Annotated in this window: 24 protein-coding genes; 13 read left to right on the forward strand and 11 right to left on the reverse strand. The window is 72.8% G+C overall.

Features of this window, described 5'->3' with window-relative positions:
* Positions 1-151 precede the first annotated feature (151 nt).
* The 5 genes from ACI1MP_RS03640 (at position 152) to ACI1MP_RS03660 (ending at position 4,787) form a co-directional block, all read left to right on the forward strand.
* Complete coding sequence (locus ACI1MP_RS03640; protein ID WP_380332052.1) at positions 152-1,513, forward strand: sugar porter family MFS transporter; 1,362 nt, start codon at positions 152-154, stop codon at positions 1,511-1,513.
* 111 nt (positions 1,514-1,624) lie between these two features.
* Positions 1,625-2,320 carry a dienelactone hydrolase family protein gene (locus tag ACI1MP_RS03645; RefSeq protein ID WP_404867696.1) on the forward strand — a complete coding sequence of 232 codons (696 nt, stop codon included), beginning with the start codon at positions 1,625-1,627 and terminating at the stop codon, positions 2,318-2,320.
* 47 nt (positions 2,321-2,367) lie between these two features.
* Positions 2,368-2,889, forward strand: coding sequence for a GNAT family N-acetyltransferase (locus ACI1MP_RS03650; protein ID WP_380332058.1), 522 nt, complete (start codon positions 2,368-2,370; stop codon positions 2,887-2,889).
* A gap of 43 nt (positions 2,890-2,932) precedes the next feature.
* Positions 2,933-4,189, forward strand: coding sequence for an MFS transporter (locus ACI1MP_RS03655; protein WP_100584574.1), 1,257 nt, complete (start codon positions 2,933-2,935; stop codon positions 4,187-4,189).
* Positions 4,190-4,268: 79 nt separating this feature from the next.
* Positions 4,269-4,787, forward strand: coding sequence for an HAD domain-containing protein (locus ACI1MP_RS03660; RefSeq protein ID WP_380332061.1), 519 nt, complete (start codon positions 4,269-4,271; stop codon positions 4,785-4,787).
* Here the strand turns inward: ACI1MP_RS03660 and ACI1MP_RS03665 are convergent.
* The 3 genes from ACI1MP_RS03665 to ACI1MP_RS03675 all read right to left on the reverse strand — a co-directional run bounded on the left by ACI1MP_RS03665 (position 4,768) and on the right by ACI1MP_RS03675 (position 7,568).
* The gene (locus tag ACI1MP_RS03665; RefSeq protein WP_189276774.1) at positions 4,768-5,079 is read right to left on the reverse strand and encodes a hypothetical protein; all 312 of its coding nucleotides are present in this window, start codon (positions 5,077-5,079) and stop codon (positions 4,768-4,770) included. The genes ACI1MP_RS03660 and ACI1MP_RS03665 overlap by 20 nt on opposite strands.
* Before the next feature lie 89 nt (positions 5,080-5,168).
* On the reverse strand, positions 5,169-5,957 hold the full coding sequence (locus tag ACI1MP_RS03670; RefSeq protein ID WP_380332065.1) for a CPBP family intramembrane glutamic endopeptidase: 789 nt from the start codon (positions 5,955-5,957) through the stop codon (positions 5,169-5,171).
* A gap of 111 nt (positions 5,958-6,068) precedes the next feature.
* Positions 6,069-7,568, reverse strand: a complete 1,500-nt coding sequence (locus tag ACI1MP_RS03675) for a glutamate--cysteine ligase (protein ID WP_404867697.1) — start codon at positions 7,566-7,568, stop codon at positions 6,069-6,071.
* A 361-nt stretch (positions 7,569-7,929) separates the two neighbouring features.
* Between ACI1MP_RS03675 and ACI1MP_RS03680 the strand changes: the two genes are divergently transcribed.
* Together ACI1MP_RS03680 and ACI1MP_RS03685 are read left to right on the forward strand one after the other, a co-directional pair.
* The gene (locus ACI1MP_RS03680) at positions 7,930-8,613 is read left to right on the forward strand and encodes a hypothetical protein (RefSeq protein ID WP_380332071.1); all 684 of its coding nucleotides are present in this window, start codon (positions 7,930-7,932) and stop codon (positions 8,611-8,613) included.
* Between the two features lie 349 nt (positions 8,614-8,962).
* Positions 8,963-9,154 (forward strand): DUF5999 family protein, encoded by a 192-nt coding sequence (locus ACI1MP_RS03685; RefSeq protein ID WP_043911656.1) that lies wholly within the window; start codon positions 8,963-8,965, stop codon positions 9,152-9,154.
* A gap of 108 nt (positions 9,155-9,262) precedes the next feature.
* On the opposite strand, the gene ACI1MP_RS03690 is transcribed toward ACI1MP_RS03685, so the two are convergent.
* A complete protein-coding gene (locus ACI1MP_RS03690) occupies positions 9,263-9,952 on the reverse strand; it encodes a GNAT family N-acetyltransferase (RefSeq protein WP_380332074.1) in 690 nt (229 codons plus the stop codon).
* Between the two features lie 247 nt (positions 9,953-10,199).
* Here ACI1MP_RS03690 and ACI1MP_RS03695 point away from each other — a divergent pair, with 247 nt between their 5' ends.
* Complete coding sequence (locus tag ACI1MP_RS03695) at positions 10,200-13,319, forward strand: phosphocholine-specific phospholipase C (protein ID WP_404867698.1); 3,120 nt, start codon at positions 10,200-10,202, stop codon at positions 13,317-13,319.
* Between the two features lie 61 nt (positions 13,320-13,380).
* On the opposite strand, the gene ACI1MP_RS03700 is transcribed toward ACI1MP_RS03695, so the two are convergent.
* Together ACI1MP_RS03700 and ACI1MP_RS03705 are read right to left on the reverse strand one after the other, a co-directional pair.
* Complete coding sequence (locus ACI1MP_RS03700) at positions 13,381-13,734, reverse strand: beta/gamma crystallin domain-containing protein (protein WP_100584581.1); 354 nt, start codon at positions 13,732-13,734, stop codon at positions 13,381-13,383.
* 194 nt (positions 13,735-13,928) lie between these two features.
* Positions 13,929-14,663, reverse strand: a complete 735-nt coding sequence (locus tag ACI1MP_RS03705) for an SseB family protein (protein WP_100584582.1) — start codon at positions 14,661-14,663, stop codon at positions 13,929-13,931.
* A 152-nt stretch (positions 14,664-14,815) separates the two neighbouring features.
* Here ACI1MP_RS03705 and ACI1MP_RS03710 point away from each other — a divergent pair, with 152 nt between their 5' ends.
* The 3 genes from ACI1MP_RS03710 (at position 14,816) to ACI1MP_RS03720 (ending at position 17,659) form a co-directional block, all read left to right on the forward strand.
* Complete coding sequence (locus ACI1MP_RS03710) at positions 14,816-15,148, forward strand: hypothetical protein (RefSeq protein ID WP_404867699.1); 333 nt, start codon at positions 14,816-14,818, stop codon at positions 15,146-15,148.
* Positions 15,149-15,244: 96 nt separating this feature from the next.
* Positions 15,245-16,285, forward strand: a complete 1,041-nt coding sequence (locus ACI1MP_RS03715; RefSeq protein WP_404867700.1) for an ABC transporter substrate-binding protein — start codon at positions 15,245-15,247, stop codon at positions 16,283-16,285.
* A gap of 153 nt (positions 16,286-16,438) precedes the next feature.
* Positions 16,439-17,659: an alanine racemase gene (locus tag ACI1MP_RS03720; protein ID WP_404867701.1), complete on the forward strand. Its 1,221-nt coding sequence runs from the start codon at positions 16,439-16,441 to the stop codon at positions 17,657-17,659.
* On the opposite strand, the gene ACI1MP_RS03725 is transcribed toward ACI1MP_RS03720, so the two are convergent.
* The 4 genes from ACI1MP_RS03725 to ACI1MP_RS03740 form a co-directional block, all read right to left on the reverse strand.
* Positions 17,644-19,044 carry an amidase gene (locus ACI1MP_RS03725; protein WP_404867702.1) on the reverse strand — a complete coding sequence of 467 codons (1,401 nt, stop codon included), beginning with the start codon at positions 19,042-19,044 and terminating at the stop codon, positions 17,644-17,646. The two genes, ACI1MP_RS03720 and ACI1MP_RS03725, sit on opposite strands and share 16 nt — an antisense overlap.
* A complete protein-coding gene (locus tag ACI1MP_RS03730) occupies positions 19,031-19,270 on the reverse strand; it encodes a hypothetical protein (protein ID WP_380332139.1) in 240 nt (79 codons plus the stop codon). The genes ACI1MP_RS03725 and ACI1MP_RS03730 overlap by 14 nt, the downstream gene beginning before the upstream one ends.
* Positions 19,271-19,424: 154 nt before the next feature.
* Positions 19,425-21,275 (reverse strand): asparagine synthase (glutamine-hydrolyzing), encoded by a 1,851-nt coding sequence (gene asnB / locus ACI1MP_RS03735; RefSeq protein WP_380332141.1) that lies wholly within the window; start codon positions 21,273-21,275, stop codon positions 19,425-19,427.
* Between the two features lie 132 nt (positions 21,276-21,407).
* Positions 21,408-22,637: an MFS transporter gene (locus tag ACI1MP_RS03740; protein ID WP_189276752.1), complete on the reverse strand. Its 1,230-nt coding sequence runs from the start codon at positions 22,635-22,637 to the stop codon at positions 21,408-21,410.
* A 371-nt stretch (positions 22,638-23,008) separates the two neighbouring features.
* Between ACI1MP_RS03740 and ACI1MP_RS03745 the strand changes: the two genes are divergently transcribed.
* Together ACI1MP_RS03745 and ACI1MP_RS03750 are read left to right on the forward strand one after the other, a co-directional pair.
* The gene (locus ACI1MP_RS03745) at positions 23,009-23,992 is read left to right on the forward strand and encodes a GlxA family transcriptional regulator (protein ID WP_380332147.1); all 984 of its coding nucleotides are present in this window, start codon (positions 23,009-23,011) and stop codon (positions 23,990-23,992) included.
* Positions 23,993-24,080: 88 nt separating this feature from the next.
* A complete protein-coding gene (locus ACI1MP_RS03750) occupies positions 24,081-24,911 on the forward strand; it encodes a thioesterase family protein (RefSeq protein ID WP_380332150.1) in 831 nt (276 codons plus the stop codon).
* A 112-nt stretch (positions 24,912-25,023) separates the two neighbouring features.
* Here ACI1MP_RS03750 and ACI1MP_RS03755 read toward each other — a convergent pair whose 3' ends face one another.
* A complete protein-coding gene (locus ACI1MP_RS03755) occupies positions 25,024-26,262 on the reverse strand; it encodes a cytochrome P450 (RefSeq protein ID WP_404867703.1) in 1,239 nt (412 codons plus the stop codon).
* Positions 26,263-26,345 lie beyond the last annotated feature (83 nt).

Genomic DNA, 26,345 nt, shown 5'->3' on the forward strand with positions numbered 1-26,345 from the left:
CTCATCGGTTCCGGGCGTGTCGAAGCCGCGCCGCGGGGTAGCCGCTGGTCGAATTACCTCCGGATAAATCCGCCCGTGACCGGACGGATCATCACGTAGGGAGAGAGCACTGGCTACCCACTCCGCCGTCCGGGACGAGCACCTCGGCCATGTGGTGTTCATCTCCGCCGCCGCCGCGATGGGCGGCTTCCTGTTCGGCTACGACAGTGCGGTGATCAACGGCGCGGTCACCGGCATCCAGAAGCACTTCGGCGTCGGCAACGGCGAGACCGCGTTCGTGGTGGCCATCGCCCTGCTGGGCTCGGCGGCCGGCGCGGTGATGGCCGGCTGGCTGGCCGACCACCTGGGCCGGGTGCGGACCATGCTGCTGGCCGCGACGCTGTTCGCGATCAGCGGCATCGGGTCGATGTTCCCGCCCAGCATCGAGGTGCTGGGGGTGTGGCGCGTGCTCGGCGGCATCGCGATCGGCATCGCCTCGGTGATCGCCCCCACCTACATCGCCGAGGTCGCGCCGACCGCCTACCGGGGCCGCCTCGCCTCGTTCCAGCAGATGGCGATCGTGCTCGGCATCACCGTCTCGCAGCTCGCCAACTGGGCGCTCAACCAGGCCGCGGGCGGCGAGTCCACCAACCACCTGGCGGGCATCCAGGCCTGGCAGTGGATGCTCGGCGTGGAGGCGGTGCCCGCCCTGGTCTACGGGCTGATGGCGATGGCCATCCCCGAGTCGCCGCGCTACCTGATCGCCGACGGGCGCGAGGAGCAGGCCCGCAAGGTGCTGGTCGAGGTGGAGGGCCCGGCCGTCGACCTGGACAGCCGGGTGGCGGAGATCCGCCGGGTGCTGGACACCCGGCGCAAGCCGCGGCTGACGGACCTGCTCGGCGGGCGGTTCGGGCTGCTGCCGATCGTCTGGGTCGGCATCGGCGCCTCGGTGTTCCAGCAGTTCGTCGGCATCAACGTGATCTTCTACTACTCGTCGTTCCTGTGGCAGTCGGTCGGCATCAACGAGTCCAACTCGCTGCTGATCTCGCTGTCCACCTCGATCGTCAACGTCATCGGCACGGTGGTCGCGATGGCGCTGGTCGACCGGATCGGCCGCAAGCCGCTGGCGCTGGCCGGGTCGGTCGGCATGGCGATCGCGCTCGCGCTGGCCGCCTGGGCGTTCTCCTTCCGGCACGGCACCGGCAACACCGCCACCCTGGACAACACGCACGCCACCGTCGCACTGGTCGCCGCGCACGTCTTCGTGTTCTGCTTCGCGTTCTCCTGGGGCGTGGTGGTGTGGGTGCTGCTCGGCGAGATGTTCCCGAACACGATCCGGGCACTGGCCCTGTCGGTCGCCGCGTCGGCGCAGTGGATCGCCAACTGGGCGATCACCGTCAGCTTCCCGAACCTGGCGGACTGGAACCTGTCCGCGACGTACGTCATCTACGCCTGCTTCGCCCTGCTGTCGATCCCGTTCGTGGCCTTCTGCATCAAGGAGACCAAGGGCAAAGCGCTGGAAGAGATGGGCTGAACTCTCGCTGACACACCGTCACTGTGGCGGTGCGGGAGGTGGATCCGGGCCTAGAGTGCCAGACGAACCTTCCTGCCCGCCGCCGCGCGCGGCCACCCCGACGGAGAGGCCATGGACGCTGCCCGCCAGAACGTCAGCTTCGCCGGCCCCTCCGGCCGGACCGTGCACGGCTACCTGGCGGTGCCGCCCGCCGGGGTCGGCCCCGGAGTCCTGGTGATCCAGGAGTGGTGGGGCCTGACCCGGCACATCGCGGAACTCACCGACCGGCTCGCCGCCGAGGGCTTCCTCGCCCTCGCGCCCGACCTGTACGGCGGCACCGTCACCCACGACCGGGACGCGGCCGCCCGGATGAAGCGCGAACTGCCGCCCGAACGCGCCGCGGAGGAGCTCGCCGCGGCCGTCTCGCACCTGCTGGCGCACCCCGGGGCGGTCGGCGACGCGATCGGCGTGACCGGCTTCTGCATGGGCGGCGGCCTCGCCCTGCAGCTCGCCGCCCGCGAGGGCGACCGGGTCGCCGCCGTCGTCCCGTTCTACGGCCTGCCCGGCGACCCCGACTACGACTACCGCGGCCTGACCGCGCACGTCCTCGGCCACTTCGGCGAGCAGGACGCCTCGCTGCCCGCCGCCGTGGTCGACGAGGCCGCGATCCGGATCGGCGAGGCCACCGGCCGCCGCCCCGAGATCCACTTCTACCCGGCCGACCACGCCTTCATGAACGACGAGAAGACCCCCAGCAGCTACGACCCGCTGCAGGCCGCCATCGCCTGGCGCCGCACCCTCACCTTCCTCTGGGCGCACCTGGGTTGACGGAAAACCCCTGGTCCGGGCCGGGCGGCGGGTGGTAGTCCTGGCGGATGCCGATCGGGGAGAAGGTCCTGCTGCGGGCTCGGCAGGAGAGCGATGTCGCGGTGCTGCACGCGGAGTTGTACGAGGACGTCGCGATGCGCACCCGCACCGACGGGCGGCCCTGGCGGCCGCTGCCCGTCGAGGCCTCGCCGTTCCGGACGACGGGGGCCGAGGAGCCGGCGGTGTTCTCGGCGGTGGAGCGCGCGAGCGGCGAACTCGCCGGCGCCGCGGTGCTGTGGGGCGTCAACACCCATCACCGCTCCGCCCACCTGGGGATGTCCCTGCGGCCCGCTGTGCGCGGGCGCGGCCTCGGGACGGACGTGGTGCGGGTCCTGTGCCGGTACGGCTTCGAGGTGCGCGGCCTGCACCGCCTGCAGGTGGACACGCCGGCGGACAACACGGCGATGATCGGCGCCGCCGAACGGGCCGGGTTCCGCGTCGAGGGGACGATGCGCGGGGCCGCCCGGGTGTCCGGCCGGTTCGTCGACGAGGTGGTACTGGGGCTGCTCGCGGAGGACTGGGCGCCCTGAAATTCGGTGGACAGGGCGGTCGCCTGCGGGCCATCGTCGGGCGGTGCGAATCACCTACCCGGCCTGGGCCGGCCGCAACTACCGGATTCAGACCGCCGCCACGGTGGTGAGCGGCCTGGGCAACGCCGCCGCGCCGATCGCCACCGCGTTCGCCGTGCTGGGCGCGGGCTGGGGCACCGCCGAGGTGGGCTACGTGACGGCGGCGCGGACGGTGCCGCTGGTGGTGCTGATGCTGATCGGCGGGGCAGTGGCCGACCGCTGGCCGCGGCACGTGGTGATGGTGGGCGCCAACGCCTTCAACGCGGTGTCGCAGGCGGCGCTGGCCGCGCTGGTGCTGATCGGGCATCCGCCGCTGTGGGCGCTGCTGGCGCTGGCCGCGGCGGGCGGCGCCGGGCAGGCGTTCTACACCCCGGCCGCGGAGGGCGTGATCCTCCAGGCGGTGTCGGCCGAGCACGCGTCGAAGGCGCTCTCGGTGTTCAAGATGGGCACGAACGGCGCGCAGATCGCCGGCGCCGCGCTCGGCGGCCTGCTCGCCGCGGCGACCGACCCCGGCTGGGTGCTGGCGGGCGACGCGGCCTGTTTCGCGGTGGCCGCGCTGATGCGCACCGGCCTGACGCAGGTCGGCGGGCAGCGCGCGGCCGGGCCCAGCCTGGTGCACGAACTGCGGGTCGGCTGGCGGGAGTTCGTCTCGCGCCGCTGGCTGTGGGCGATCGTCGTGCAGTTCTCCCTGATGAACGCCTGTGTGCTGGCCGTCGAGACGGTTTACGGGCCGGTGATCGCCGAGGACCGGATGGGCGGAGCCGGGGCGTGGGGCACCGCGATGGCCGCGCTCAGCGTCGGCATGGTGGTGAGCGCGGTGCTGATGGCCCGTTGGCAGCCGCGCCGGATCCTGCTGGTCGGCAACGGCGGCGTGTTCCTGTTCGGCCTGCCCGCGCTGGCGCTGGCGCTCGACCTGCCGCTGGTCCCCGTCGTGGTGGCGATGTTCCTGTCCGGCGTCGGCGTCACGGTGTTCGTGGTGGGCTGGCTGGTGGCGCTCCGTCAGGAGATCCCCGAGGAGCTGCTGTCGCGGATCTCCGCGTACGACGCCTTCGGCTCCTTCGCGCTGATGCCGGCGGGCACCGCGCTGGCCGGTCCGGCGGCGGACGTGCTGGGCCGCTCCGGCGCGCTGTGGGCCTGCGCGTTGACGTGCCTGGGCCTGGCCGCGGCGGTGCTGCTGGTGCCGGAGGTACGGCAGTTGGAGCGCAAGGTGCCCGAGGCGCGCGGCAACCTGCCGCAACCGGAGCCTGCCACGTCCGGGTGACTGCCGCCCCGGTCTGCAACCCCCGGGGGCCGGAATGCGTCCGTGCGGGCAACTGGCCACGACCCGGTGAGGAACCCGCATGGGCAAGCCGCTGCTGTACGTTGACGTCGACGGGGTGCTGAACCCGGTGTTCCCGCACCCCGACGAGGACTTCGACTCCCATACCCTGCTGGGCTATTCGGTGCTGCTGTCACCGCGCCACGGCGAGTGGCTGCACGAACTGGCCGAGCGCTACGACCTGGTGTGGGCGACCACCTGGGAGTTCGAGGCGAATCGGTACATCGCCCCGCTGCTGGGTCTGCCCGACCTCCCGGTGGTCAAGTTCAGCGGCTACGTCCCGCAGCCGGGCGACCCGCGAGTGCCGCTGATGGAGCTGTTCTCCGCCTTCAAGTGGGCGCCGCTGCTGCGCTACGCCCAGGGCCGCCCGTTCGCCTGGATCGACGACTGCATCCCCGCGCGGCTGGTGCGCCGCAGCCTGCTGCGCCCGGACCGGCTGCTGATGCCGATCGACCCGGCGCAGGGCCTGCAGCGCGAGCACGTGGAGCGGCTGCTGCGCCGTCCCCCGTCGCAGACCTGGCTCAACCGGTGGGCGGGCTGACCGGCGCCGAACCGGCGCCCCGGCGCGCGCCCACCTCGACCCAGACGTGCTCCCAGCGGGCGGTGCGGGCGTGCCCGAAGCGGTCGCCGTGGCGCAGCACCCGCAGCACCGCCAACGTCTGGGTGCGGTCGGGTCGTTCGACGACCTTGAGGCTGACCTTGGTGGCGCCGCCGTTGCGGTCGTGCTCGACCAGGGGCCGGCGGCCGGTGAGCTTGTGCAGCGCGTCCGCGATCCGGCGGGCGCGCTCCTGGTCCCGCTCCCGCTCGCCGTGCCACCCCTGCTGCCCGCCCATGCCGCTCCCGTTCCCCTGCCTGCGGGCACGCCGCGCGCCCGCCGGGCGTCACCCTACTCGCAGCTGACCGCCCGTCAGGAACGGGCGTTTCAGGACGGCAGCCAGCTGACGTGCCCGGCCAGCAGGGCGTAGCCGACGAAGGCCACGGTGTCGATCAGGGCGTGCGCGGCGACCAGCGGGCCGACCCGGCGCCAGCGGCGGTACAGCAGGCAGAACACCACGCCCATCACCATGTTGCCGACCAGGCCGCCGACGCCCTGGTACAGGTGGTAGGAGCCGCGCAGGACGGCGCTGGCGGTGATGATCGCGGGCCAGGACCAGCCGATCTGGTGCAGGCGGCGCACCAGGTAGCCGACCACCACGACCTCTTCGAGGATGGCGTTCTGCCAGGCGGCGGCGACCAGCACCGGGATCCGCCACCACACGTCGGGCAGGCCGGAGGGGGCGACGGTCAGGTTGAAGCCCGCCGCCTGCGCGCCGAGGTAGAGGGCGAGCCCGGAGCCGCCGATGGCCGCGGCGAGGAGCGTGCCGCGGCCGAGGTCGGAGAGCTTGCGGCGCAGGTCGAAGCCGATGGTGCGCAGCGAGGCGCCTTCGCGGACCAGCAGGTAGCCGACCAGCACGACGGGCATCAGGCCGCGGGCGATGTAGTACAGCTGCCAGGCGAGGTCGAGCCAGGGGCGGCCGGGGGCGCGGGAGGCGTTGAGGGTGGCGACCTGCTGGCCGAGGCCGACGGGTTCGGTGAGCGAGCCGGCGAAGCTGATCAGCGCGGAGACGCCGCTCGCGCCGAGCGAGAGCCCGAGCACGATGAGCAGTTCGACGGCGAGCAGCCGGCGGGAGGGGGTCTTGGTGGTGGCTGGCTCGGCCGAGGCGGTGGTCACTGGTCTCCCCGAGGGCGGATGCGGCCCGGAGCTCACGGTCGGCTCCGGGCCGATCATCCTTTCACAGGACGATGAGACGTTCCTGGACCCTGTTCAGGGGCGTCGGTGCGGTCAGTCCACCGGCCAGGTGTGCACGGGCTCGCCGCTGCGCATGCCCTCGATGTAGCGCCGGGTCATCTCGGCGATCGCCGCGTTCGGGTCGAGGCCGCGGCGTTCGCGCAGCCGGTGCACGGTGGCCGCCTGCCAGGCGGCGCCGTTGGTGCGGCGCAGGCAGCGCTGCTCGATGATCCCGAGGTAGTGGTCGCGGTCGCGGGCGGCGATGCCCCACCGGTCCAGCCCCTGGTGGGCGAGCGGCAGCAGTTCGTTCAGCACCAGGTCGGTGGCGGGCAGTTCGATCAGGCCCCGGGCCCCGCGCCCGGAGCGGGGCCACCACTGGACGGCGTCGATGCCGTGCCGGGCGCCGTTGAGGAAGTTCTGGTCGGCCTTCTCGTACGGCAGCCTGGTCCAGATCGGGCGGGGCTGTTCGGCCAGCATCCGGACCAGGCCGTAGAAGAAGGCGGCGTTGGCCAGGATGTCGGCGACGGTCGGGCCGGCGGGCAGGCAGCGGTTCTCCACCCGCAGGTGGGCGACGCCGCCGGCGACGTCGTACACGGGGCGGTTCCAGCGGTAGATGGTGCCGTTGTGCAGCCGCATCTCGCCGAGCCGGGGCGCGCCGCCGGAGGCCAGCACCTTGACCGGGTCCTCGTCGTCGCAGATCGGCAGCAGCGCCGGGAAGTACTTCAGGTTCTCCTCGAACAGGTCGTAGGCGGAGTCGACCCAGCGCTCCCCGAACCAGGTGATCGGGCGCACCCCCTGGGCCTTGAGCTCGGCCGTACGGGTGTCGCAGGCCTGCTGGAACAGCACCGGGCGGGTCTCGCGCCACAGCTCGCGGCCGAACAGGAACGGCGAGTTCGCGCCGAGCGCGAGCTGGACGCCGCAGATCGCCTGGGCGGCGTTCCACACCGAGGCGAACCGGGCGGGGGTGACCTGGAGGTGCAGTTGCAGGGAGGTGGCGGCGGCCTCGGCGACCATCGACACCGAGTCGATGGTGAGCCGCTCCACGCCGTCGATGTCGAGCGCGATGTCCTCGCCGCGGGCGGCCAGGATCTGGTCGCTGAGCAGGGTGTAGCGGTCGTTGCTGGACATCGCCTCCAGCCCGGCGTGCTCCAGGTCCAGGGTGGGCAGGATGCCGACCATGACGAGCCGTCCGCCGGCCTGCCCGGCCCGCCGGTCGGCGTAGCGCAGGGCGGTGCCGAGTTCCTCGCGCAGGTCCTCGAAGACGTGTCCGCCCAGGCGGCGCGGGGCGATGTTGAGCTCGACGTTGAAGCGGCCGAGCTCGGTCTGGAAGTCGGTGGAGGCGATCGCGTCCAGCACCGCTTCGTTGCCGAGCATGGGCTGCCCCTGCTCGTCGGCCAGATTGAGTTCGATCTCCAGGCCCATCATGGCCTTCGGCCGGTCGAACCGTTCCTCCCTGAGCATCCGCCCCAGGACGTCCAGACAGGACTGGAGCTTGCGGCGGTACAGCTGCCGGTCGGCCAGCTCCGCCCGGGTCGCCACGACCTTCTCGCCCACGGGTGCCTTCCCTCCCCTCGGTCGACAGTGCCTGTGCATCATGCCCCGCGCGAAGATTTATAGCCCACGGTCCGAACAGCCGAACGCCACACCGTTTCTGACGACACGTCAGCTCAAACCCACTTGCGCGACGCCACGGAACGTGATATGAAGGTCACCCTGCGCACTTGTTCGAGTAGAATTCGCACGCCGCTCAGGCCAGGTCAGGGCCGTCCGAGACTCCCCCACCGTCGAGGGACTCGTCGACGACCCGCCCACCCCCTCGGCGATCTTGCCCAACCGGACACGGCCAGACCCCTCGCTGTCGAAGCCATGCCGGTATGCCGCAGTACGCCGATCTCGAACGGAGAGGCGACTCACCATGACGTTGCACCTGTCCCAGCCCCCGGCCGGCGCCCTGCACGCCGTCCGCTCGGCCCTCGCGCCCGGGGCGGCCCTGCCGCCGTCCGCGGCCGCCGTGCTCCGCCATAGCGCCGACCGCCCCGAGCCGCTGCTCGCGCTGCCCGTGCACGCCCTGCGCGGGCCCGCGCCCCGGCTGGCCGACGCGGACTGCATCGGCTGGCGGTTCCTGCTGTGCGCGGCCCGCCCGGACGCGGCGGGGCCGCCGTGCCCGCACGGGGACTGCGACGGCGCGGGCGGGGCGGCGCACGGGCGGCCGGAGCACCGCCCGCTGGTCACGGGCGAGTTCACCGAGGACGGGCTGGAGCACGTGGTGGCCGCCGCCGAGGTCGCCGCCGGCGCGGACGGGCCGGTGTTCTCGCACCTGACCGCCGGCCCCTACCTGGACTCCACCGTCCGGGCGCTGCGCCAGGCCTGGCAGCTGGTGCACCCCTCCCACACCCACTACGAGCCGCGGCTGCTCTCGCTGCCCGAGCACTACGCGTCCGCGCTGTGGCTGCACAGCGCGCTGCCCGGTGAGGACCTGCTGATCCCGCTGGCCCCCGCCCCGCTCGGGATGGCGGCCCATCAGGTGCTGTCCGCCGCCGAACTGCCCGTCCGGCTGGCGAACGCCCCGGCGGCGCGGCCGACGGCGCTGATCGGCTGACGCCCCGCCCGGCCCTGTTCCCCGGTGCCATCGCTCGGCGTACCACCCCAACGGGCCATGCCGTAATGATCCGATCGGATCGTTCCGGGATGGCCCGTTCGGGCGCGGACCGGGCCGCCCGACGCCCGGTAGGGTGATCTCGCCCGATCTTCTGTGGCGCATGTCACCAAATGCCTGCGCGAGCGCCCGGAGAGTCGGACACTGGTGTCGGCCCGGGGGAAGACCACACGTCCTACCCGGCTGACGCCGTTTCACACCTGATGCGGCGAGAAAGTTTCCGTCGACAGGGCGGGCGCCCCGGGGGGTGACCGTGCGACGGCGCGAATCCCGAGCGAAGCGAGGTACAACGATGTGCCAGCACCGAACCGACTGCCCGTCCGCCGAGTCCTCGGACCGTGAGGCGGCCGAGCCGGTCGCCCGCCACCCCGAGCAGGGCTGGAGCCTGCTCTGCAACGGGGTGCTGCTGTTCGACGACACCGGCGAACTGCTGCCGGACGGCCGCGTGATCGCCCCGCGCCGCACCTTGCTGATCGCCGCCTGAACGCGATTCGAGCTGTCTTCGCCGATCGTCGCCCGCCCGGAGTGCGCCCTCCCGGCGGGCTTCGGCATTTTCCGGCCCTTCGTCGGGAAACCGCCCCGGGGGGCCGGTTCAGGATCCGCCGAGCGGGAGATCGGCCGGCGTGGACGGGTCGTACCAGAAACTGAGCATCGGGGCGTGCCACTGCCAGTCGAGGGCGCTGTAGAGGGCGCGCCCCTCGGTGGTGCCGACCAGCAGGCCGGTGCGCGCGCCGGCCGCGTGCGCCTCGCTCTGCAGGGTGCGCATCAGCAGTGAGCCGAGGCCGCGGCGGCGGTGCTCGGGGGCCGTCTCCACCTGGTCGACGGCGGCGAGCAGCGAACCCTCGGAGTCGGGCGCGATGCCGATCTGCCCCCGTGCGGCGTACTCGCCCTCGACGGTGCGCACCATCGCGCGGACGACGCCGCCGCGGCTCCAGGTGGTGATCCGGTAGCCGGCCGGGACGGCCGGGTGCTCGGGGCGCAGCCGACAGGTCATCAGGTGGCCGGGGACGTCCACGTGCCAGCCCGGTCCGATCCACGGCAGGGCGCGCTCGTCGACGTCGAACAGCTTGAGCCAGGTCCACGGGACGGTGGTGCCCCCGGTGAGTGTGCGGACGTCCGACTCGACGGGGGCGGGCAGCACGTGCCGCCAAGGGTGGCGGGGTTGGCCGACGTCGATGCTCCAGCCCCAGGGTTCGGGCCGCGGGTCGGCGGCGCCGCGGGCGACCGTCCAGCCGCAGAGCCAGTCCCGGACGAGGGCGGGCACGGTCGGGTCGTCGGGCATGGGCACACTCCGAGATCGGTAAGGGTCCATTTGGTAAGGGTCCAATTGCACCCGGGGATATTACCTGCCGACGGTGCGGACGTCCCGGGCTTTTCCTCGCGCGCCCCGCCGCACCGAGATGTCTGTACAGGTTGCGGAGCGCGTCATCCACCGGCCATCCGCCGCACTGGTCCAGTCCACCTGGGCGGCCTAGGAATGGTCGCGGCCGGGCGGAGCGAAGCCCGGAACCGTGCACGAGGAGCCCCCGATGAGTCCCGAACTGTCGCGCCGTACCCTGCTGGGCGGTGCCGCCGCCGCGACCGTGCTGTCCGCACTGCCGCTGAGTGTCCGTCAGGCGCTGGCCGCGCCGGCCCGCCCGGGCAAGCTGGAGGACATCCAGCACGTGGTGGTCTTCATGCAGGAGAACCGGGCGTTCGACCACTACTTCGGCACCCTGCCGGGTGTCCGCGGCTTCGGCGACCGCGCCGCCGTGCGCGGCGTCAACGGCCGCTCGATCTTCCACCAGCCCGACCCGTCGCGGCCCGAGGGCCACCTGCTGCCCTTCCCGATGAACGCCGCCCACACCAGCGCCTACCAGCAGGGCGCGCCCGCGTTCGGCTACGTCGACTCGATGAGCGCCTGGAACGACGGCCGGGCGGACGGCTCGGTGACCCGGCGCTCCTCCGGCTGGCTCGGCCAGGGCTACTACGAGAGCGCCGACATGCCCTTCTACCACGCGCTGGCCTCGGTGTTCACCACCTGCGACGCGTACTACGCCTCGGTGCAGTGCAACACCAACACCAACCGCGAGCACCTGATGTCGGGCACCAGCGGCGGCACCGTCCGCGACACCCCGGTGACCGACAACTCCGAGCCCGCCGCCGGGTTCGAGTGGACCACCTACGCGGAGCGCCTGGAGCGCGCCGGGGTCAGCTGGCGGACGTACCAGGCGCTGGACAACTTCGACGACAACGCGCTCGCCTGGTTCACCAACTTCATCAAGGCGAAGCCCGGTTCGGCGCTGTACGAGCGCGGACTGCGGCAGGTCGGCGACCCGGCGAAGCAGGGCGACCCGTTCGCGATGGGCGACGCGCTGGTCGAGGCGTTCGCCGCCGACGTGCGGGACGACAGGCTGCCGCAGGTGTCCTGGCTGATCGCGCCCGCCGCGCTGTCCGAGCACGCCAACTACGCCCCGCCGAACGGCGAGCACCTGACGGCCCGGCTGCTGGCGGCGCTGACCGCCAACCCGGACGTGTGGGCGAAGACCGTGTTCATCCTCAACTACGACGAGCACGGCGGCTTCTTCGACCACCAGCTGCCGCCGGTGCCGCCGCTGGCCGCCGGGCGCGGCGCCTCCACCGTCCCCGTGGACGGCGAGGTGGTGGTGCGGGTGTCCAAGGGCGGCTCGACCTACCACCGGGTGGTCGGGCAGGACGGCCGCTACCGGGTCAGGAACGCGGACGGCAGCCTGGGTTGGTCCACCGCGCTGCCCGCCGGGGAGACCCTGGTGGCTGGCCCGTTCCCGATGGGCCTGGGCGTGCGGGTGCCGATGGTGGTGGTCTCGCCGTGGACCCGCGGCGGCGTGGTCGACTCGACGGTGTACGACCACACCTCGGTGATCCGCTTCCTGGAGCAGCGGTTCGGCGTCGCCGAGCCGAACATCTCGCCGTGGCGGCGGGCGGTCACCGGCGACCTCACCAACCTGTTCGACTTCTCCGGGCAGGACCCGGCGTGGCCCGCGCTGCCCGACACCTCCGGCAACCGGCAGAAGGTCACCGACACCGGCAAGCTGCCCGCGCCGACCGTCCCCAAGCCGCAGCGCTTCCCGCAGCAGCCGCGCGCCACCCGCACCGCCCGGCCGGTCCCGTACCACCTGCAGGTCAAGGCGCGGGTCCGCAAGGGCGTGCTCACCCTGGACCTGGCCAACCCCGGCCGGCAGGGCGCGGTGATCGCCGCCTACCCGGAGCCCGGCGCCGCGCCCCGGCACTACACGGTGGACGTGAAGGGCAAGCTCTCCGACAGCTGGCAGCTCGGCCCGGACGGTTACGACCTGCGCCTGCACGGCCCGAACGGCGCGCTGTGGCACCTGCGCGGCGACGCGGCCGGCTCCTACGAGGCGTCGGTCTCCGAGGACGGCGGCGGCGGTTGGCAGTTGGCCGTCGAGGTCGCCAACCGCACCTCCGTCAGCCGGGTGATGACCATCGGCGACCTGGCCTACGGCGGCGGGCAGCGCGAGGTGCGGCTCGGCGCGGGCGAGTCCGCGGTCGTCAACCTGCCGGTGGGCAAGGAGGGTTGGTACGACGTGGTGGTCACCGCCCGGGACGACGCCCGCTACCGGTTCCGCCGGGCCGGCCGACTGCCGAACCGGGCCGTGGGCTTCACCGACCCGGCGATCGGCCTGGCCGACCCGCTGACCGTCGACGTCACGCTGGGCTCCGCGTCCGCCACCATCGACGAGCCGCTGCTGCTACCCGGCCGGCCCGCCCGGCTCAAGGCCCGGTTCACCGCCACCGCCGACCTCGCCGCGCTGGAGGCCTCGCCGCTGCTGCCCGACGGCTGGCCCGCGGCCCGGGTGGTGACCGCACCGCCGTCGGCCGTCCCCGCCGGCGCCGTCGTCGAAGCCGAGTGGGAGGTCGTGCCGCCCGCGGCGCTCCCCGCGACCGGTGCCAGCCGCCTGCTGGTCACCGCCCGTGCCACCGCCGCCGACCGGTACGCCGTCGCCGACGGCGAGCTCGCGGCGCGCACCGCACCCTCGATGGCCGGGTACCTGCTCGGCGAGGACTTCGAGTCGCTGGCCCCGCAGCTCGCCCCCGTCGCGGGGGTGCTGGGCTGGACCGCGAAGGCGCCCGCCGGCTGGTCGGTGGTCAACGCGCCCGGCATGCCGCAGGGCACCGTCCGCCTCCAGGGCTGGACCTTCCACACCAAGCGCGAGTGGTCCACCCCCGCCGGCCAGGACCGCGGCAACTTCACCCGCGGCCTCGGCATCCTCGCCGTCGCCGACCCCGACGACTGGGACGACACCGGATCCCCGTCCGCCAAGGGCAGGTTCGACTCCACCCTGGTCTCCCCCGCCGTCCCGATCCCGCCCGGCGCCACCACCCTGCACCTCGCCTTCGACTCCCACTACCGCCAGGAGGCCCCCCAGAAGGCCACCGTCACCGCCGTCTTCGACACCGGCGCCGAGACCCGCCTGCTCACCTACAGCAGCGACGCCACCGGCAACGACAACGCCGGCAAGGACGCCGAGAACGCCTTCGTCACCCGCCAGTTCGCCGTCCCGCCGAACGCGGGCACGGTCACCCTGAAGTTCCGCATGTACGACGCGGGCAACAACTGGTACTGGGCCGTCGACCACGTCCGCCTGGACGTCCGCCCGATCAGCGGCTGAGCCGAAGAAAGCCGGGCCCCGCTCCTGATGTGCCGTCAGGAGCGAGGCCCGGCTTCGCCGTTCAGACGATCTGGATGGCCCGGACCCGGGGCGGGTTGTTGGGGAAGGTGATGTCCGTCCAACGGTCGATCCGCACCGAGTCGCCGTTGACGTCGTAGTAGATCAGGTCGTTGTTGCCGGTGGAGATGCGGTCCACCCACCAGCTGCCGAAGTCGGTGGTGCCGCCGTTGGCATAGCAGTCGACGCTCTGCCGGCCGTCCAGGTGCGACCAGATCTTCAGGAAGTTCTCGCCGCCGACGCACTGCACGTGGTCGATGGCGAACGCGTGGCCGCTCGGCACGGTGATGGTGAACGCGATCGCCGCCGCGAACGCCGTGGCCAGCGAACAGACGACCCTCTTGGTCCTCGAGAACACGGGATTCCCCTTCGCACGAAGCCTGCCGGCGAACGGCCCACTGCCGCCCACCCGCTCCGGGAGCCCTCAAGTTAGCGAGGGCGGTCCCCCGTTCGGCCGCAACACTCCGAACGCGAACCACCCCCGCGCGACTTCACCCGTTCGTGTCAGGGCAGTTGTCGAGGCGCTTGTCAGGGCACGTGTCAGGGCGCTTGTCAGGGACGAGCGAAGAACGGTTTCTGGTCGAGTTGCCGGGGCAGGAACGCCAGTTGCAGGCCGTGGTCCAGCCGGAGGCGCAGGGTGTCGTCGGCGGCCAGGGCCTGGGCGAGGCGGGTGGCCAGCGGGCGGGGGTCGGCGGCGGGGTCGGCGAGGACCAGGGCGAGGGTGGCGTCCGCCTCGGTGGAGGGGACGAGGTGGGCGGCGGCGATCTCCGGCTCGGGGGCGAGCAGGTCGCGCAGCGCCCGGTGCACCTCGGGGTCGGCGTGCGGCGGGAGGTAGGGCCGGTTCTCGGCGACGGCGCGCAGGCGGGCGCCGGTCAGCAGGTAGGTGACGGGGCCCGCCGGGTCGACCAGCAGGATCTCGGCGCGCTCGGAGAAGGCGACCATCGCGGCCTGCGGGGCGGCCACCGGCGCGGGCCGGGCGTCCGCGCGCCAGGCGGCCATGGTCTCCATCGAGGTGAACGCGGGCAGGGCGCGCCGGCCGTCGGCGGACTCCAGCACCGGCACCGCCATGTCGCTGGTCTTCTCGCGCTTGTGCCCGTTCTCGTCGTACTCCACCTCCCCGAGCACGGCCACGATCGGCACCATCAGCCGGCTCGGCGTCAACGCGGACAGCAACTCGCCCTCGGTGGACGGGTCCTGCTGCCAGGCGGCGAGGGCTGCGGCGAGGACGGGATCGGCGGTGCCGTCGTCCTCGGCGAACCCGGGATCGGGGATGTTCTTGCGCTCCACCCGTCGAGCGTATGCCACGTTTACGTCGGGGCGGTCGGCGGTGCGCGTGCGGGGCGCGGGCGCGCCGTGGGAGGAGTGCGGCCGGCTCCTGTGCGCGTGACTCCGGCGGTTCGCCCCACGGACGCGGCGGCGGTGCGGCACGCTGGGCGCAGATGGTGCCGGTGGAAGGGGAGATGGTGGGGTACGACCCGATGTTCGCGGTCCGCGGGGCGGCCGATGCGGTGGCCGAGGCGGCGAAGGACGTGGCCGGCGGGCATGCCGCCTGGGACCGGCCGGCGGACGCCGTCAATTCGCTGGAGCAGATGGAGAAGCTGACCGTCGCGCTCGCGGATCTGCTGCGGCAGCAGGCCGACGCGCTGCCGAGGCTGACCGCGGACCCGCAGGCCGGGGACGCGGCCAAGCTGGTCTCGGAGGCGGCGGCCACCGCCGCGAAGCTGGTGGAGCAGATCCGGAAGGCCGGTGGCACGGCGCGTTCCGTCCGCTGACCCGGGCCACCGAGACCCGTCCCCGCCCGGTGCCGCCATGATGATCGGACGGGCCCACCCGGTGTGGGCGGATCGTCGGGCGGGAGTGGTGCGGGCATGGGTGGGTTGCGGATCGGCGTGCTGGCTCCGTTGAGCCGGCCGGGCTGGGTCGAGGCGGGTCAGCAACTGCTGGGCGGAATGGAGTTGGCCGTCCGGGAGGCCGAGGCGGCGGGCGGCGTCGGCGGCCGGCCGGTGGAGCTGCTGGTGCGGGACACGGCGGCCGATCCGCAGCGGGCGACAGCGGCGGTCGACGAGCTGGCCGCGCTCGGCGTGCGCGCGATCGCGGGCGAGTTCCACAGCGTGGCGGCCCGGGCGGCCGCGACCCGGGCGGACCGGCTCGGGGTGCCGTTCCTCTGCTCGTCGGCGGTGCTGGACGCCCTGACCGACCGCCCGACGGAGCTGGTGGCCCGACTGGCGCCCGCCCAGTCGCACGGCTGGCGGGTGTACGCGGAGTTCCTGCTCGCCGCCGGCCACCGCCGCGTCGCGGTGGCGACCCAACACGGCGCGTACTGGGAGGCCGGCGCCCGCATCCTGCACGAGCGCCTCGCGGCGGACGGCGGCGGCGTGGTCGAGCTGGACGCCGATCCCGGCACGGTCGGCGACGCCCTCGCCGCGTCGGGGGCGAGCGCCGTCCTGCTGCTGACGGGCTTCCCCGACCCGGCGGTCCCGATCGTCCGGGCCGTCCGCCGGGACCGGCGGCTGGCCGGTGTGCTGATCGGCGCGCCGGCCGGACAGCCCGAATTCGCCGAATGGGAACGCCTGTTGGGCGCGGACGCCGCCGGAATCCCCTTCCTGCGCTACCTGCCGGAGCGCCTCGACCCGCTCGGCGCGCGGGTCGAGGCGGCGCTGCGCGAACACCTGGGCGCGGAGCCGTCGTTCGTCGCGTTCGAGGGCTGGGACACCGTCACCGTGCTGACGGCGATGGCGAGTTCGGGCGCCGCCGACTGGTCCGACGTCCGGGTGACGGGCAGCCGGGGGCCGATCCGGTTCGACCGGGTGCCGGGGATCGGTGTGCGGCAGTGGGCCTGGGCTCCCGTCCAGGTGGCCGACCGTGACCCGGCCGCACCAGGCCGGTGGCGGGTGCTGCACACCGGCTGAACAGCACGACGGTGCCCGCCCCGGGGCGGGGGCGGGCACTCGTCGGCGCGCGCACGCCCGGCAGGCGGGCGCGGAGAAGTCGGGAAATCAGTCTGATGAACTACCCGGAACGGGGGCCTACCGCCCGGTAGGGGGATGTGGCAGTCTGCGGCCATGGCTCTCGCTGAAACCACCGCTCCCGGCGGCACCGTGTCCGAGCGCGCCCGGTACGACCGGGCGACGGCCCACCTGGAAGCGCCGCTGGCGATCGTCGACCTGGCGGCGTTCGACGCCAATGCGGCGGACCTGGTGCGGCGGGCCGGCGGGAAGCCGGTCCGGGTGGCGTCCAAGTCGGTGCGCTGCCGGGCGCTGCTGGCCCGGGTGTTGGCCCGGGACGGCTTCGCGGGCGTCATGAGTTTCACGCTCGCGGAGTCGCTGTGGCTGGTGCGCAGCGGGTTCACGGACGTGCTGCTGGCGTACCCGTCGGCGGACCGGGCCGGGTTCGGGCGGCTGACCGCGGATCCGGAGCTGGCCCGGCAGGTGACCCTGCTGGTCGACGACGTGGCGCAGCTGGATCTGATCGACGCGGCCCGGGAGGGCTCGGCGACGGTGCGGGTCTGCCTGGAGCTGGACACCTCGCTGCACCTGCTGGGCGGCCGGGTCCGGGTCGGGGCGCGGCGGTCGCCGCTGCGCACGCCCGAGCAGCTGGGCCGGTTCGCCGAGCTGGTGAACGGGCGGCGCGGCTTCCAGGTGGTCGGGCTGATGGCGTACGAGGGCCATGTTGCGGGTGTCGGCGACGCGGTTCCGGGCCGGGCGGTGCGGTCGGCGGCGATCCGGCTGATGCAGGCGAAGGCGCGGGCCGAGCTGGCGCACCGGCGGGCCGAGGTGGTGCGCCGGGTGCGGCAGGTCGCCGAGCTGGAGTTCGTGAACGGCGGCGGCACCGGCAGCGTGGAGTCCACGGTGGCGGAGCGCGCGGTGACCGAGGTGGCGGCCGGTTCGGGCCTGTTCGTTCCGCGATTGTTCGACAACTACCGTTCGTTCCGGGGCCGTCCGGCGGCGCTGTTCGCGCAGCCGGTGGTGCGGCGGCCCGGGGTCGGCGTGGTGACGGTGCTCGGCGGCGGCTACCCGGCGTCCGGCCCGGCGGGGGCGGACCGCTCCCCCGTCCCGTACCTGCCGGCCGGTCTGCGCTACGACCCGCAGGAGGGCGCGGGCGAGGTGCAGACGCCGCTGCTGGGTTCGGCGGCGGACGACCTGCTGATCGGCGACCGGGTGTGGTTCCGGCACGCGAAGGCCGGCGAGCTGTGCGAGCGGTTCGCACAGCTGCACCTGGTCGAGGGCGACGCGGTGGTGGAGACCGTACCGACCTACCGCGGCGAGGGTCACACCTTCCTGTAGGCCGTCCGGGAGGCGCTGGTGTCGCGGGCTGCTTCGTAGGCGGTTCCGATGCGCAGGAGGACGGGCTCGGCGAGTTCCCCCGCGATCAGCTGCAGGCCGATGGGAAGGCCCGCACCGTCCAGCCCGATCGGCAGCGTCAGGGCGGGCAGACCGGTGACGTTGGCCGGCGCCGTGAGTCGCACGTACGCGTCGGTGACGGTCTCGGTCGAGCCGTCCGGCCAGTGCACCTCGGACTGTTCGCGCTCGGTGGCCGTGCAGGCGACCGTCGGTGCGGCGATCACGTCGATGCGGCCGAACAGGTCGCGCCAGGCCTGCCGGACGACGGTGCGGGCGCGTTGCGCCCGCAGGTAGTCGCCGGCCGGGAGGAGACTCCCGGCTTCGAGCAGCACCCGCACGTCCTCGCCGAACAGGTCCGGGCTGTGCCGCAGGTGGTGTTCGTGGGCGGAGGCCGCTTCCGGTCCCATCAGGCCCCACACGACGGGCAGCAGGTAGTCGGTCAGCGGGACCTCCACCTCGACCGCCGTCGCGCCGAGGCCGGTGAGGAGGTCGACGGAGGCCCGGACCGCTTCCTCCACGTCCGGTGTCACCCGGTCGAAGAAGTGGTTCCGGGGGATGCCGATGCGCAGGCCCCGCAGGTCCGTCGAGCCGTCGTACGCACCATGGGTGCGGGGCGGGGCGATGCTCGCCGGGTCGCGCGGATCGCGGCCGGCGAGTGCGTCGAGGACGAGTGCGGCGTCGAGGGTGCTCCGGGTGATCGGGCCGACGTGGTCCAGGGACCACGACAGCGGTGCGACGCCGTGCCGGGAGACCAGGCCGTAGGTGGGCTTGAGTCCCACGACGCCGTTGAGGGCCGCGGGAACCCTGATGGAGCCGGCGGTGTCGGTCCCCAGCGCGAAGACGGCCGAGCCGACCGCCACGGCCACCGCCGAACCGCCGCTGGAACCGCCGGCGATGCGGCCGGGGTGCCGGGCGTTGGTCGTCCGGGGCGTGATCAGGCCGTAGGCGAACTCGTGGGTGTGCGTCTTGCCGATCAGCACGGCGCCCGCGGTCGCCAGCCGGGCGGCCACCGTGCTGTCCGCCGCGGGCAGGCGGCCGGCCCAGACCCGGGAGCCTGCCGTGGTGGGCACCCCGGCGGTGTCGATGTTGTCCTTGAGCGCGAAGGGAATTCCGTGGAGGGGGCCGCGGTGCCGGCCCGCCAGCACGTCCCGCTCCGCTCGCGCCGCTGCCGCCCTGGCGGCCTCGGCGGTGACGGTGGCGTACGCGTGGAGGCCGCCCTCGGTCTCGTCGAGGCGTCCCAGGACCGATTCGGTCAGCTCGACGGGCGAGAGGTCCTTCGCCGCGACGGCCTCGGCGGCGGCGGCGAGCGTGAGCTCATAGGGCTGCATCGTCGGGCCCTCCGGGCGCGGCCGCGGGGTCGTCGACGGCCTGGAAGACCGGTGCCGGGGCGACCCCGGTGAGGTCGAGCTCGCACAGTGTGCCGATCTGGCCGTGGAGCCGGCTGCTCAGCGCGATGGCCGCGAGCAGCCGGTCGTCCACCGGCGGCGGTTCCGAGTGCGGCGCGGGCGGGGCCCCTTGGGCGGCCGGCTCGGGCGGGACGGTGGGCAAGGACACTGACGCTTCCTCTCGGGAAAGCCCGACGGCCCTGCTGACCGGGGAGATCGACAGGGCCGCCGGGCGGAATCAGGCCCGCGTGCCGGTCACGGCCGGCACGCGGGGCGTGCGGTGCGCGGGGGCCGTACGAGGGGAGCGGGGTGGCCGGGCCGGGTCACAGGTCCACGGTGACGTCGTACTTCTCGAGCCACGCGTTGATCGAGAGCGGCACCTCCAGATCGATGCGGGTGATCTGCGTGCTCTCGGAGCTGACGGGACGGTTCAGGCGGTCCGTGACCCGGTCCAGGTCCAGGAGCGGCAGGATGGGCGCCTTGCCGTCGGCGATGACCTCCGCCAGCCGGTCGCGGAGCTTCTTCTCGTAACCGGAGTCCTGGGTGCTCGGGTAGGGGGCCTTGACGCGCTCCACGATGGACTGGGGCAGCACGTCACGGGTGGCCGCGCGCAGCAGGCTCTTCTCCCGGCCGTCGAACTTCTTCATGGCCCAGGGGGTGTTGAAGACGTACTCGACGAGCCGGTGGTCGCAGAACGGGACGCGGACCTCCAGCCCCACGGCCATGCTCATCCGGTCCTTGCGGTCCAGGAGGGTGTTCACGAAGCGGGTGAGGTTGAGGTAGCCGAGCTCCCGCATCCTCTTCTCAAGACCGGTCTCCCCGGCGAGCACGGGGACTTCGGCTATCGCCTCGTGGTAGCTCTGGCGCCGGCGCCCGGGGATGTCGAGCCGCCCCAGGAGGCTCCGGTCGAACAGCGGGGTGCCGTCGTAGAACGGGCCGGGTGTGCTGGTGAGCCAGGGGAAGGTCTCGGCGGTGAGCACCTCCGGGTCGTGGAACCAGCTGTAGCCGCCGAAGAGTTCGTCCGCCGATTCGCCGGACAGGGCGACGGTGGACCGTTCGCGCACGGCACGGAAGAGCAGGTACAGGGAGGGCCACAGGTCCCCGTACCACACGGGCGGCAGGTCGGTGGCGGCCAGGACGGCGGCGCGGATCGCCGGGTCGCTCAGGTCGTCGCTGTCGAGCAGGATCTCCTTGTGGTCCGCCTTGACGAGTTCGGCGAGGTCGCGGACGAACGGCGCGTCGGGGGTGCTGCGCAGGGGGTCCGGCACGAAGTTCTCGGCGGCGCCGACGAAGTCGACGGAGAAGGAGCGCACGGGGCCGGCGCCCTCGGCCTTGAGGGCCTTGGCGGCGAGCGCGGTCACGGCCGAGGAGTCCAGGCCGCCCGAGAGGAGGCTGCACAGCGGGACGTCGGAGACGAGCTGCCGGGAGACGATGTCCTCCAGCAGTTCCCGCACGGTTCCGATCGTCCTGTCCAGCGGGTCGGTGTGCTCCTTGGCCTCGAGCGCCCAGTACCGGTGCTTGCTCAGGCCCTGGCGGGTCACCCGGACGATGTGCCCGGGGCGGACCTCCGACATGCCGGTGAAGATGGCGTGCTCAGGGGTCTTGACCATGTCCAGCAGTTCCCGCAGGCCGTCGGCGTTCACCCGCCGGGGAACCTCCCGGTTCGCCAGGATCGCCTTGGGCTCCGAGCCGAACAGGACCCCGTGGCGGGTGGGGAAGTAGTAGAGCGGCTTGACGCCCATCCGGTCGCGGACCAGGAGCAGTTCCTCGCGGCGGACGTCCCAGACGGCGAACGCGAACATGCCGTTGAGCCGGTCGACCATGCCCTGGCCCCACGCGAGGTAGGCCTGCAGGACGACCTCGGTGTCGCTCTCGGTACGGAAGCGGTGGCCCCGGGAGACCAGCTCGGCGCGCAGCTCCCGGTAGTTGTATATCTCGCCGCTGAAGGTCAGGACGGCCAGCGGGCGGCCGTCCTCCTCCGCGACCATCGGCTGCCGGCCGCCCTCGAGGTCGATCACGGACAGCCTGCGGTGACCGATGGCCGCGTGCCGGTCGAGCCAGGTTCCCCCGGCGTCCGGACCGCGGCAGGCCATGGTCTCCGTCATGGCGTCGATCGTGGAGCGCTCGAGTGTCAGATCACGCTCGAAGTCCACCCAGCCGACAATTCCGCACATGTGTGTTGTCCTCTCCGTAAGGTGTGGCACCGGGGGCGCGGCGCACGGGCCGCGGCGGGGCGCCGGAATCCCGTGCGGGACGGGATTCCGGGCGACCCGGGGGTGACGGTAGGAACCAGGTCTACGAGCCGCTCAGGAGCGCGTGGCGCTCGGCCAGCTGAGACCGCGGGCGAAGTGGATCAAGGTGACCAGGACCATCAGGGCGGCCGTGATGCCGCCGAGGGTCATGACCGTGGACGGGGAGGTGCGGTCCACGATGCTCCCCCCGACCAGCGCGCCGATCGAGATCGTCGCCTGGAAGGAGGCGGTGAACAGCACCGAGGCCGCCTCGGGCGCGTTGGGCGCCGCCTTGGCGAACCAGGTCTGGGACGACACGGGGACCGCTCCGTAGGCGACGCCCCAGACGATCAGCAGCGCCACCGCCCCGACGTTCGAGCCGCCGAGCACCGGCAGCAGCAGGGTGGCCCCGGCGAGCAGGGCGGCCGCCGCGCCGAACCCGACGCGGGGACGCCGGGCGACCAGGGAGCTGCCCACGAAGTTGCCGACGATTCCGGCGACTCCGTAGATCAGCAGGAAGACGGTGATCAGCTTGGGGCCCGCATGCGTGACCTGTTCGAGGAACGGGGTCACGTAGGTGTAGGTCCCGAAGTGGGCCAGCACGATGAGGAAGGTCAGCAGCAGGGCGAAGCGGGTGTTCACGCTGCGGAACATGCCGCCCAGCACGCTCATCCGGGTGGTCTCGATCGGCGGCAGCGGCGGCATGACGAGCAGCAGCATGACGAGCACGCCGACCGTCAGGACGCCCATGACGACGAACGCCGTCCGCCAGCCCGCCACATCGCCGATGAACGTGCCGACCGGGACGCCGAGCACAGACCCCAGCGGGACGGCCGAGAAGATCACCGAGACGGCCCGGCCGACCTTCTCCGCCGGCACCAGCCGGTCGGCGAGTCCGGCCCCGATCGACCAGAACCCTCCGATGGTGATGCCCACCATGACCCGCGACACCAGGACCAGCCAGTAGTCCGGCGCCACGGCGGCCAGGCCGTTCGCCAGGGCCAGCAGCAGCATGAACGCGCACAGCATCTTCCGGCGGTCGATGCGCGCGGTCGCCATCGTGACCAGCGGCGCCGAGATCGCTGCAAGGAATCCGGGCATGGTCATCATCAGTCCTGCCATCCCGTCCGAGATGGTGAAACTGGATCCGATCGAAGTGAGCAGGCCGATCGGCAGGATCTCGGTGGTGACGATCGAGAAGATCCCCAGCATTACTGACAATACGGCCAGCCATTCGATCACTGGTGATCGGGCCGGCAGGCCGGTTCCGCCGGGGTGCGAAGTGGCGGTAGTTGTTGAGGCCATGAATTCCGTCCTTGAAGTGCCTTTCGGTGCCCGGCAAGTCCAGCAGGTTCCCCGGGATGCGGGCTGGCGGCTTTACGACATCACCGTTACGAGGGACGGCCGGCGACCCGAATCCGCCGCCCCGGAGCACTGTTGCCGCAGGTCGAAGCGGCCTTTCCGGGGCGACGGCCGCGCCTGAAGGGGCGTCAAGTCGGCTGCTACTTAGGCAGGTTGCCGACCAGGAACTGGCATGCCCGGCCCGCCGCCGGTGCTACGCTGAATCCGCAGGGCGTCGGACTCTTCTCCGGGGCCGGCGCCGCGTCGCGGCAATTCACGGATACTTTGGCAAATCCGCATTGACCCGGGCCGGTTCGACGGTGACGGTATGAGCCATGCCGATCCCGATAGCCCTCGTTTTCGCTGCAGGAATCTCAAGCCTCGACCTTGCGGCCGCGCGTGAGATGTTCGGCGTCAATCGCGCCGGCGCTGGTCTGGTCGACCCGTGGTACGACTTCGCCGCGTACGTCGTGGACCCTGTACAGAGTTGTGACGCATGCCGTATTGATCGGCTGTGCAGTCTCGACGAACTGGCCAAGGCCCACACCGTGATCGTCCCGGGCTGGCCGGACGTCACGCAGGCGCCGCCCACTGCTCTGGTGAACGCGATCCGCGACGCGCACGAGGCCGGTGCGCGCATCGTCTCCGCCGGCACGGGCGCCTTCGTGCTGGCGGCGGCCGGCCTGCTGGACGGGCGGCGGGTCGCCACCCACTGGGCCCATGCCGACCTGCTGGCGGCCCGGTACCCCCGCGTGCGGGTCGACACGGACGCCCTCTACGTCGACGAGGGGGACATCCTCAGCTCCGCCGGCGGAGCGGCCACCATCGACCTGTTCCTGCACCTGGTGCGGCTGGACCACGGGGCCGCCGTCGCCAAGGCCCTGGCACACCGGCTGGTCATGCCCCACCAGACCACCGACGAGCAGGCGCCGCCCTCCGCCCCGTCCGAGCCCGGCGCCGAGGACCGGGTGCTCACCGAGGTGCTGTCCTGGGCCGCCGGGCGACTGGACCAGCAGGTGACCGTCGAGGACATGGCGCAGCAGGCGAACGTCAGCCGCCGCACCCTGGTCCGCCGGTTCCGGGCCGGCACCGGCATGGCCCCCCTCCAGTGGCTCCTGACCCAGCGCGTTCAACTCGCCCAACGGCTGCTGGAGACCACCCACCTCAGCATCGAGCAGGTCGCCACGCAGACCGGCATGGGCACGGCGGCCACCCTGCGCCGGCACTTCAGCCGCACGGTCGGGGTGCCGCCGGACTCCTACCGGCGCTGGTTCCGCGGCCGGGGCCGGGGCGACTGGAGTCCGGTGCCGTTGGCGTAGCGCCGGCCTCCGGGAGGGCGGCCCCGCGGCGCTCCCCGACCACGACGCCCCTGATCGATTTCCGCAGCCCCGAAGGGAGAACCCGTTCATGAACACCGAGGACGCGTCCGTGCAGGCGCGGTCCGTACCACCGCACCTGCCCGAGGCCTTCTACCGCGAGCTGGGGCCCGGCAGGTTCGCCAGCAGTCCGGCCACCGCGGGGCCGTGGAGCGCGAAGTTCCAGCACGGCGGTCCCCCGTCGGCCCTGCTCGGGCGGGCACTGGAACGGCACGAACCGCGGGAGGGCCTGCGGATCGCCCGGGTCACGGTGGAACTGCCGCGTCCGGTCCCGGTCGCCGAACTCCGGGTCGAGGTACGGACCGTGCGTTCCGGCCGGCGCGCGGAACTGGTCGAGGGGGAGATCAGCTCCGGCGGGCAGACGGTGATGCTGGCCCGGGCCTGGCGGCTGGCCGCGAGCCCGCCGGACACCCCGTCCCTGTACCCCGGGCCGAAGCCCCCGCCGCTGCCCGGCGCGCAGCCACCGCACACCATGGCCGACGCCCACCTGGACGGCTACATCGCGGCCATGGAGTGGCGGTTCGAACCGGGAAAGGGCTTCGACGCGATGGGGCCCGGCACGGTCTGGGCGCGTCAGCGCGTCCCGCTGCTCGCGGGTCACGAGGACACGCCGCTGACCCGCGCGCTGACGCTGGCGGACAGCAACTGGGCCGTCGCCTTCGAGCTCGACCACCGCGGGCGATTCGTCATCAACACCGACGTGACGCTGCTCCTGCACCGCGATCCCGTCGGGGAGTGGCTCTGCCTGCGCTCCACCACGGAGGCGAGCCCCGACGGCTCGGGTCTGGCCCAGGGACGGCTGGCCGATGTCGTGGGGGACTGCGGCCGGGTGCTGCAGACGCTGCTGGTCGATGAACGCTGACTGCGGGAGCTCGTCGCCGGCCCTTCCAGCACGTGCAGACGCGGGAGGGCCGGCGGCGGATGCGCGGCGAGCCGGCCGCGCGGCGACCGGGACCGGCGACGGGAGGCGCCGGCTACTGCGGCCAGTCGACCAGCAGTTTGCGCGGGCCGCGGAAGGAGACGTTGGCGGGGAAGTCGAAGTCCTGGTCCTCGACGAGGCGCATCCCGGGCGCCCGCTGGGCCAGCAGGTCGAGGGCGATCCGCGCCTCCATGCGCGCGAGCGGGGCGCCTATGCAGTAGTGGATGCCCTGGCCGAAGGAGAGGTGCTTGCGGGAGTCCTCGCGGTGGACGTCGAAGGTCTCCGGGGCTTCGAAGTGCTTCGCGTCCCGGTTGGCCGCGCCGAGCAGCAGCAGGATCTTCGCGTTCGCGGGGATCTCGACTCCGCCCACGGTGACCGCCCTGGTGGTGATGCGTCGCCAGGCGGGGATGCTGCTGTCGTAGCGGAGGATCTCCTCGACGGCCTTGGGGATGAGCGACCGGTCGGCGCACAGGTCGTCCCACTGCCCGCGGTTGACGAGCAGCCGGCGGACCGCGTTGCCGGTGAAGCTCGTGGTGGTCTCGTGACCGGCGAAGCTCAGCCCGTACGCGACGTTCGTGATGTCCGGGATCGACAGGCTCTCGGGATCCGCCTGGTGGATGCGGATCAGGTCGCTGGTGAAGTCGTCGACCGGTTCGGCCAGGCGCCTGGCGACGAACTCCTCGCAGTACTGCCAGTAGTTGACCATGTTGTTGGCGATGTCGCGCTGCTCGTCGACCGTCGGCCGGCCCCAGCTGAAGGCGATGCGGTTGCCGCACCACGACTTCAACATGTCCATGTCCTCATCGGGAAAGCCGATGAACGTGAAGATCATGTACGCGGGGAGCGGATAGGTCAGCGCCGACACCAGGTCGACCACGCCGGGTTCGATCGCGTCGACCAGCTCCGTGGCCTTGGCCCAGACCTTCGGTTCCAGGGTCGCGATCCGTCGCGCGGAGAACGCCTTCTGGTTGTGGCGGCGGATCCGGGTGTGCCGGGGCGGGTCGCAGTCGGACATCACCGGGTAGGCGTGGAAGCCGCCCTTGAGGATGGACTGGGCCTCCTCGGCCAGTGGGAAGACCGGACGCTGCCCGACCGCCGCGGAGAACGTCCCGGGGTCCATCAGGGCGCTCTGAATGTCGTCGAAGCGGGTGATCACCCACATGTCGATCGCCGGCGCGTAGAAAGCCGCAGCCTCTTCTCGCACTCCGGAAAGGATCGGATACGGGTCGGCGACATAGGCGTCGCCCAGCGGATCGAAGCTGTGATTGACGGGGCACGCCATCGCGTCCGTCATGACGGAACCTCCTGGGTTCGGTGATCTCCAGTGTCGCCGGGCCCGGCTCTCCTGGAAAGGTGATTGATATGGACGGAAACCCG

The organism is Kitasatospora griseola, from assembly GCF_044999035.1.
Classification (GTDB): domain Bacteria; phylum Actinomycetota; class Actinomycetes; order Streptomycetales; family Streptomycetaceae; genus Kitasatospora; species Kitasatospora griseola.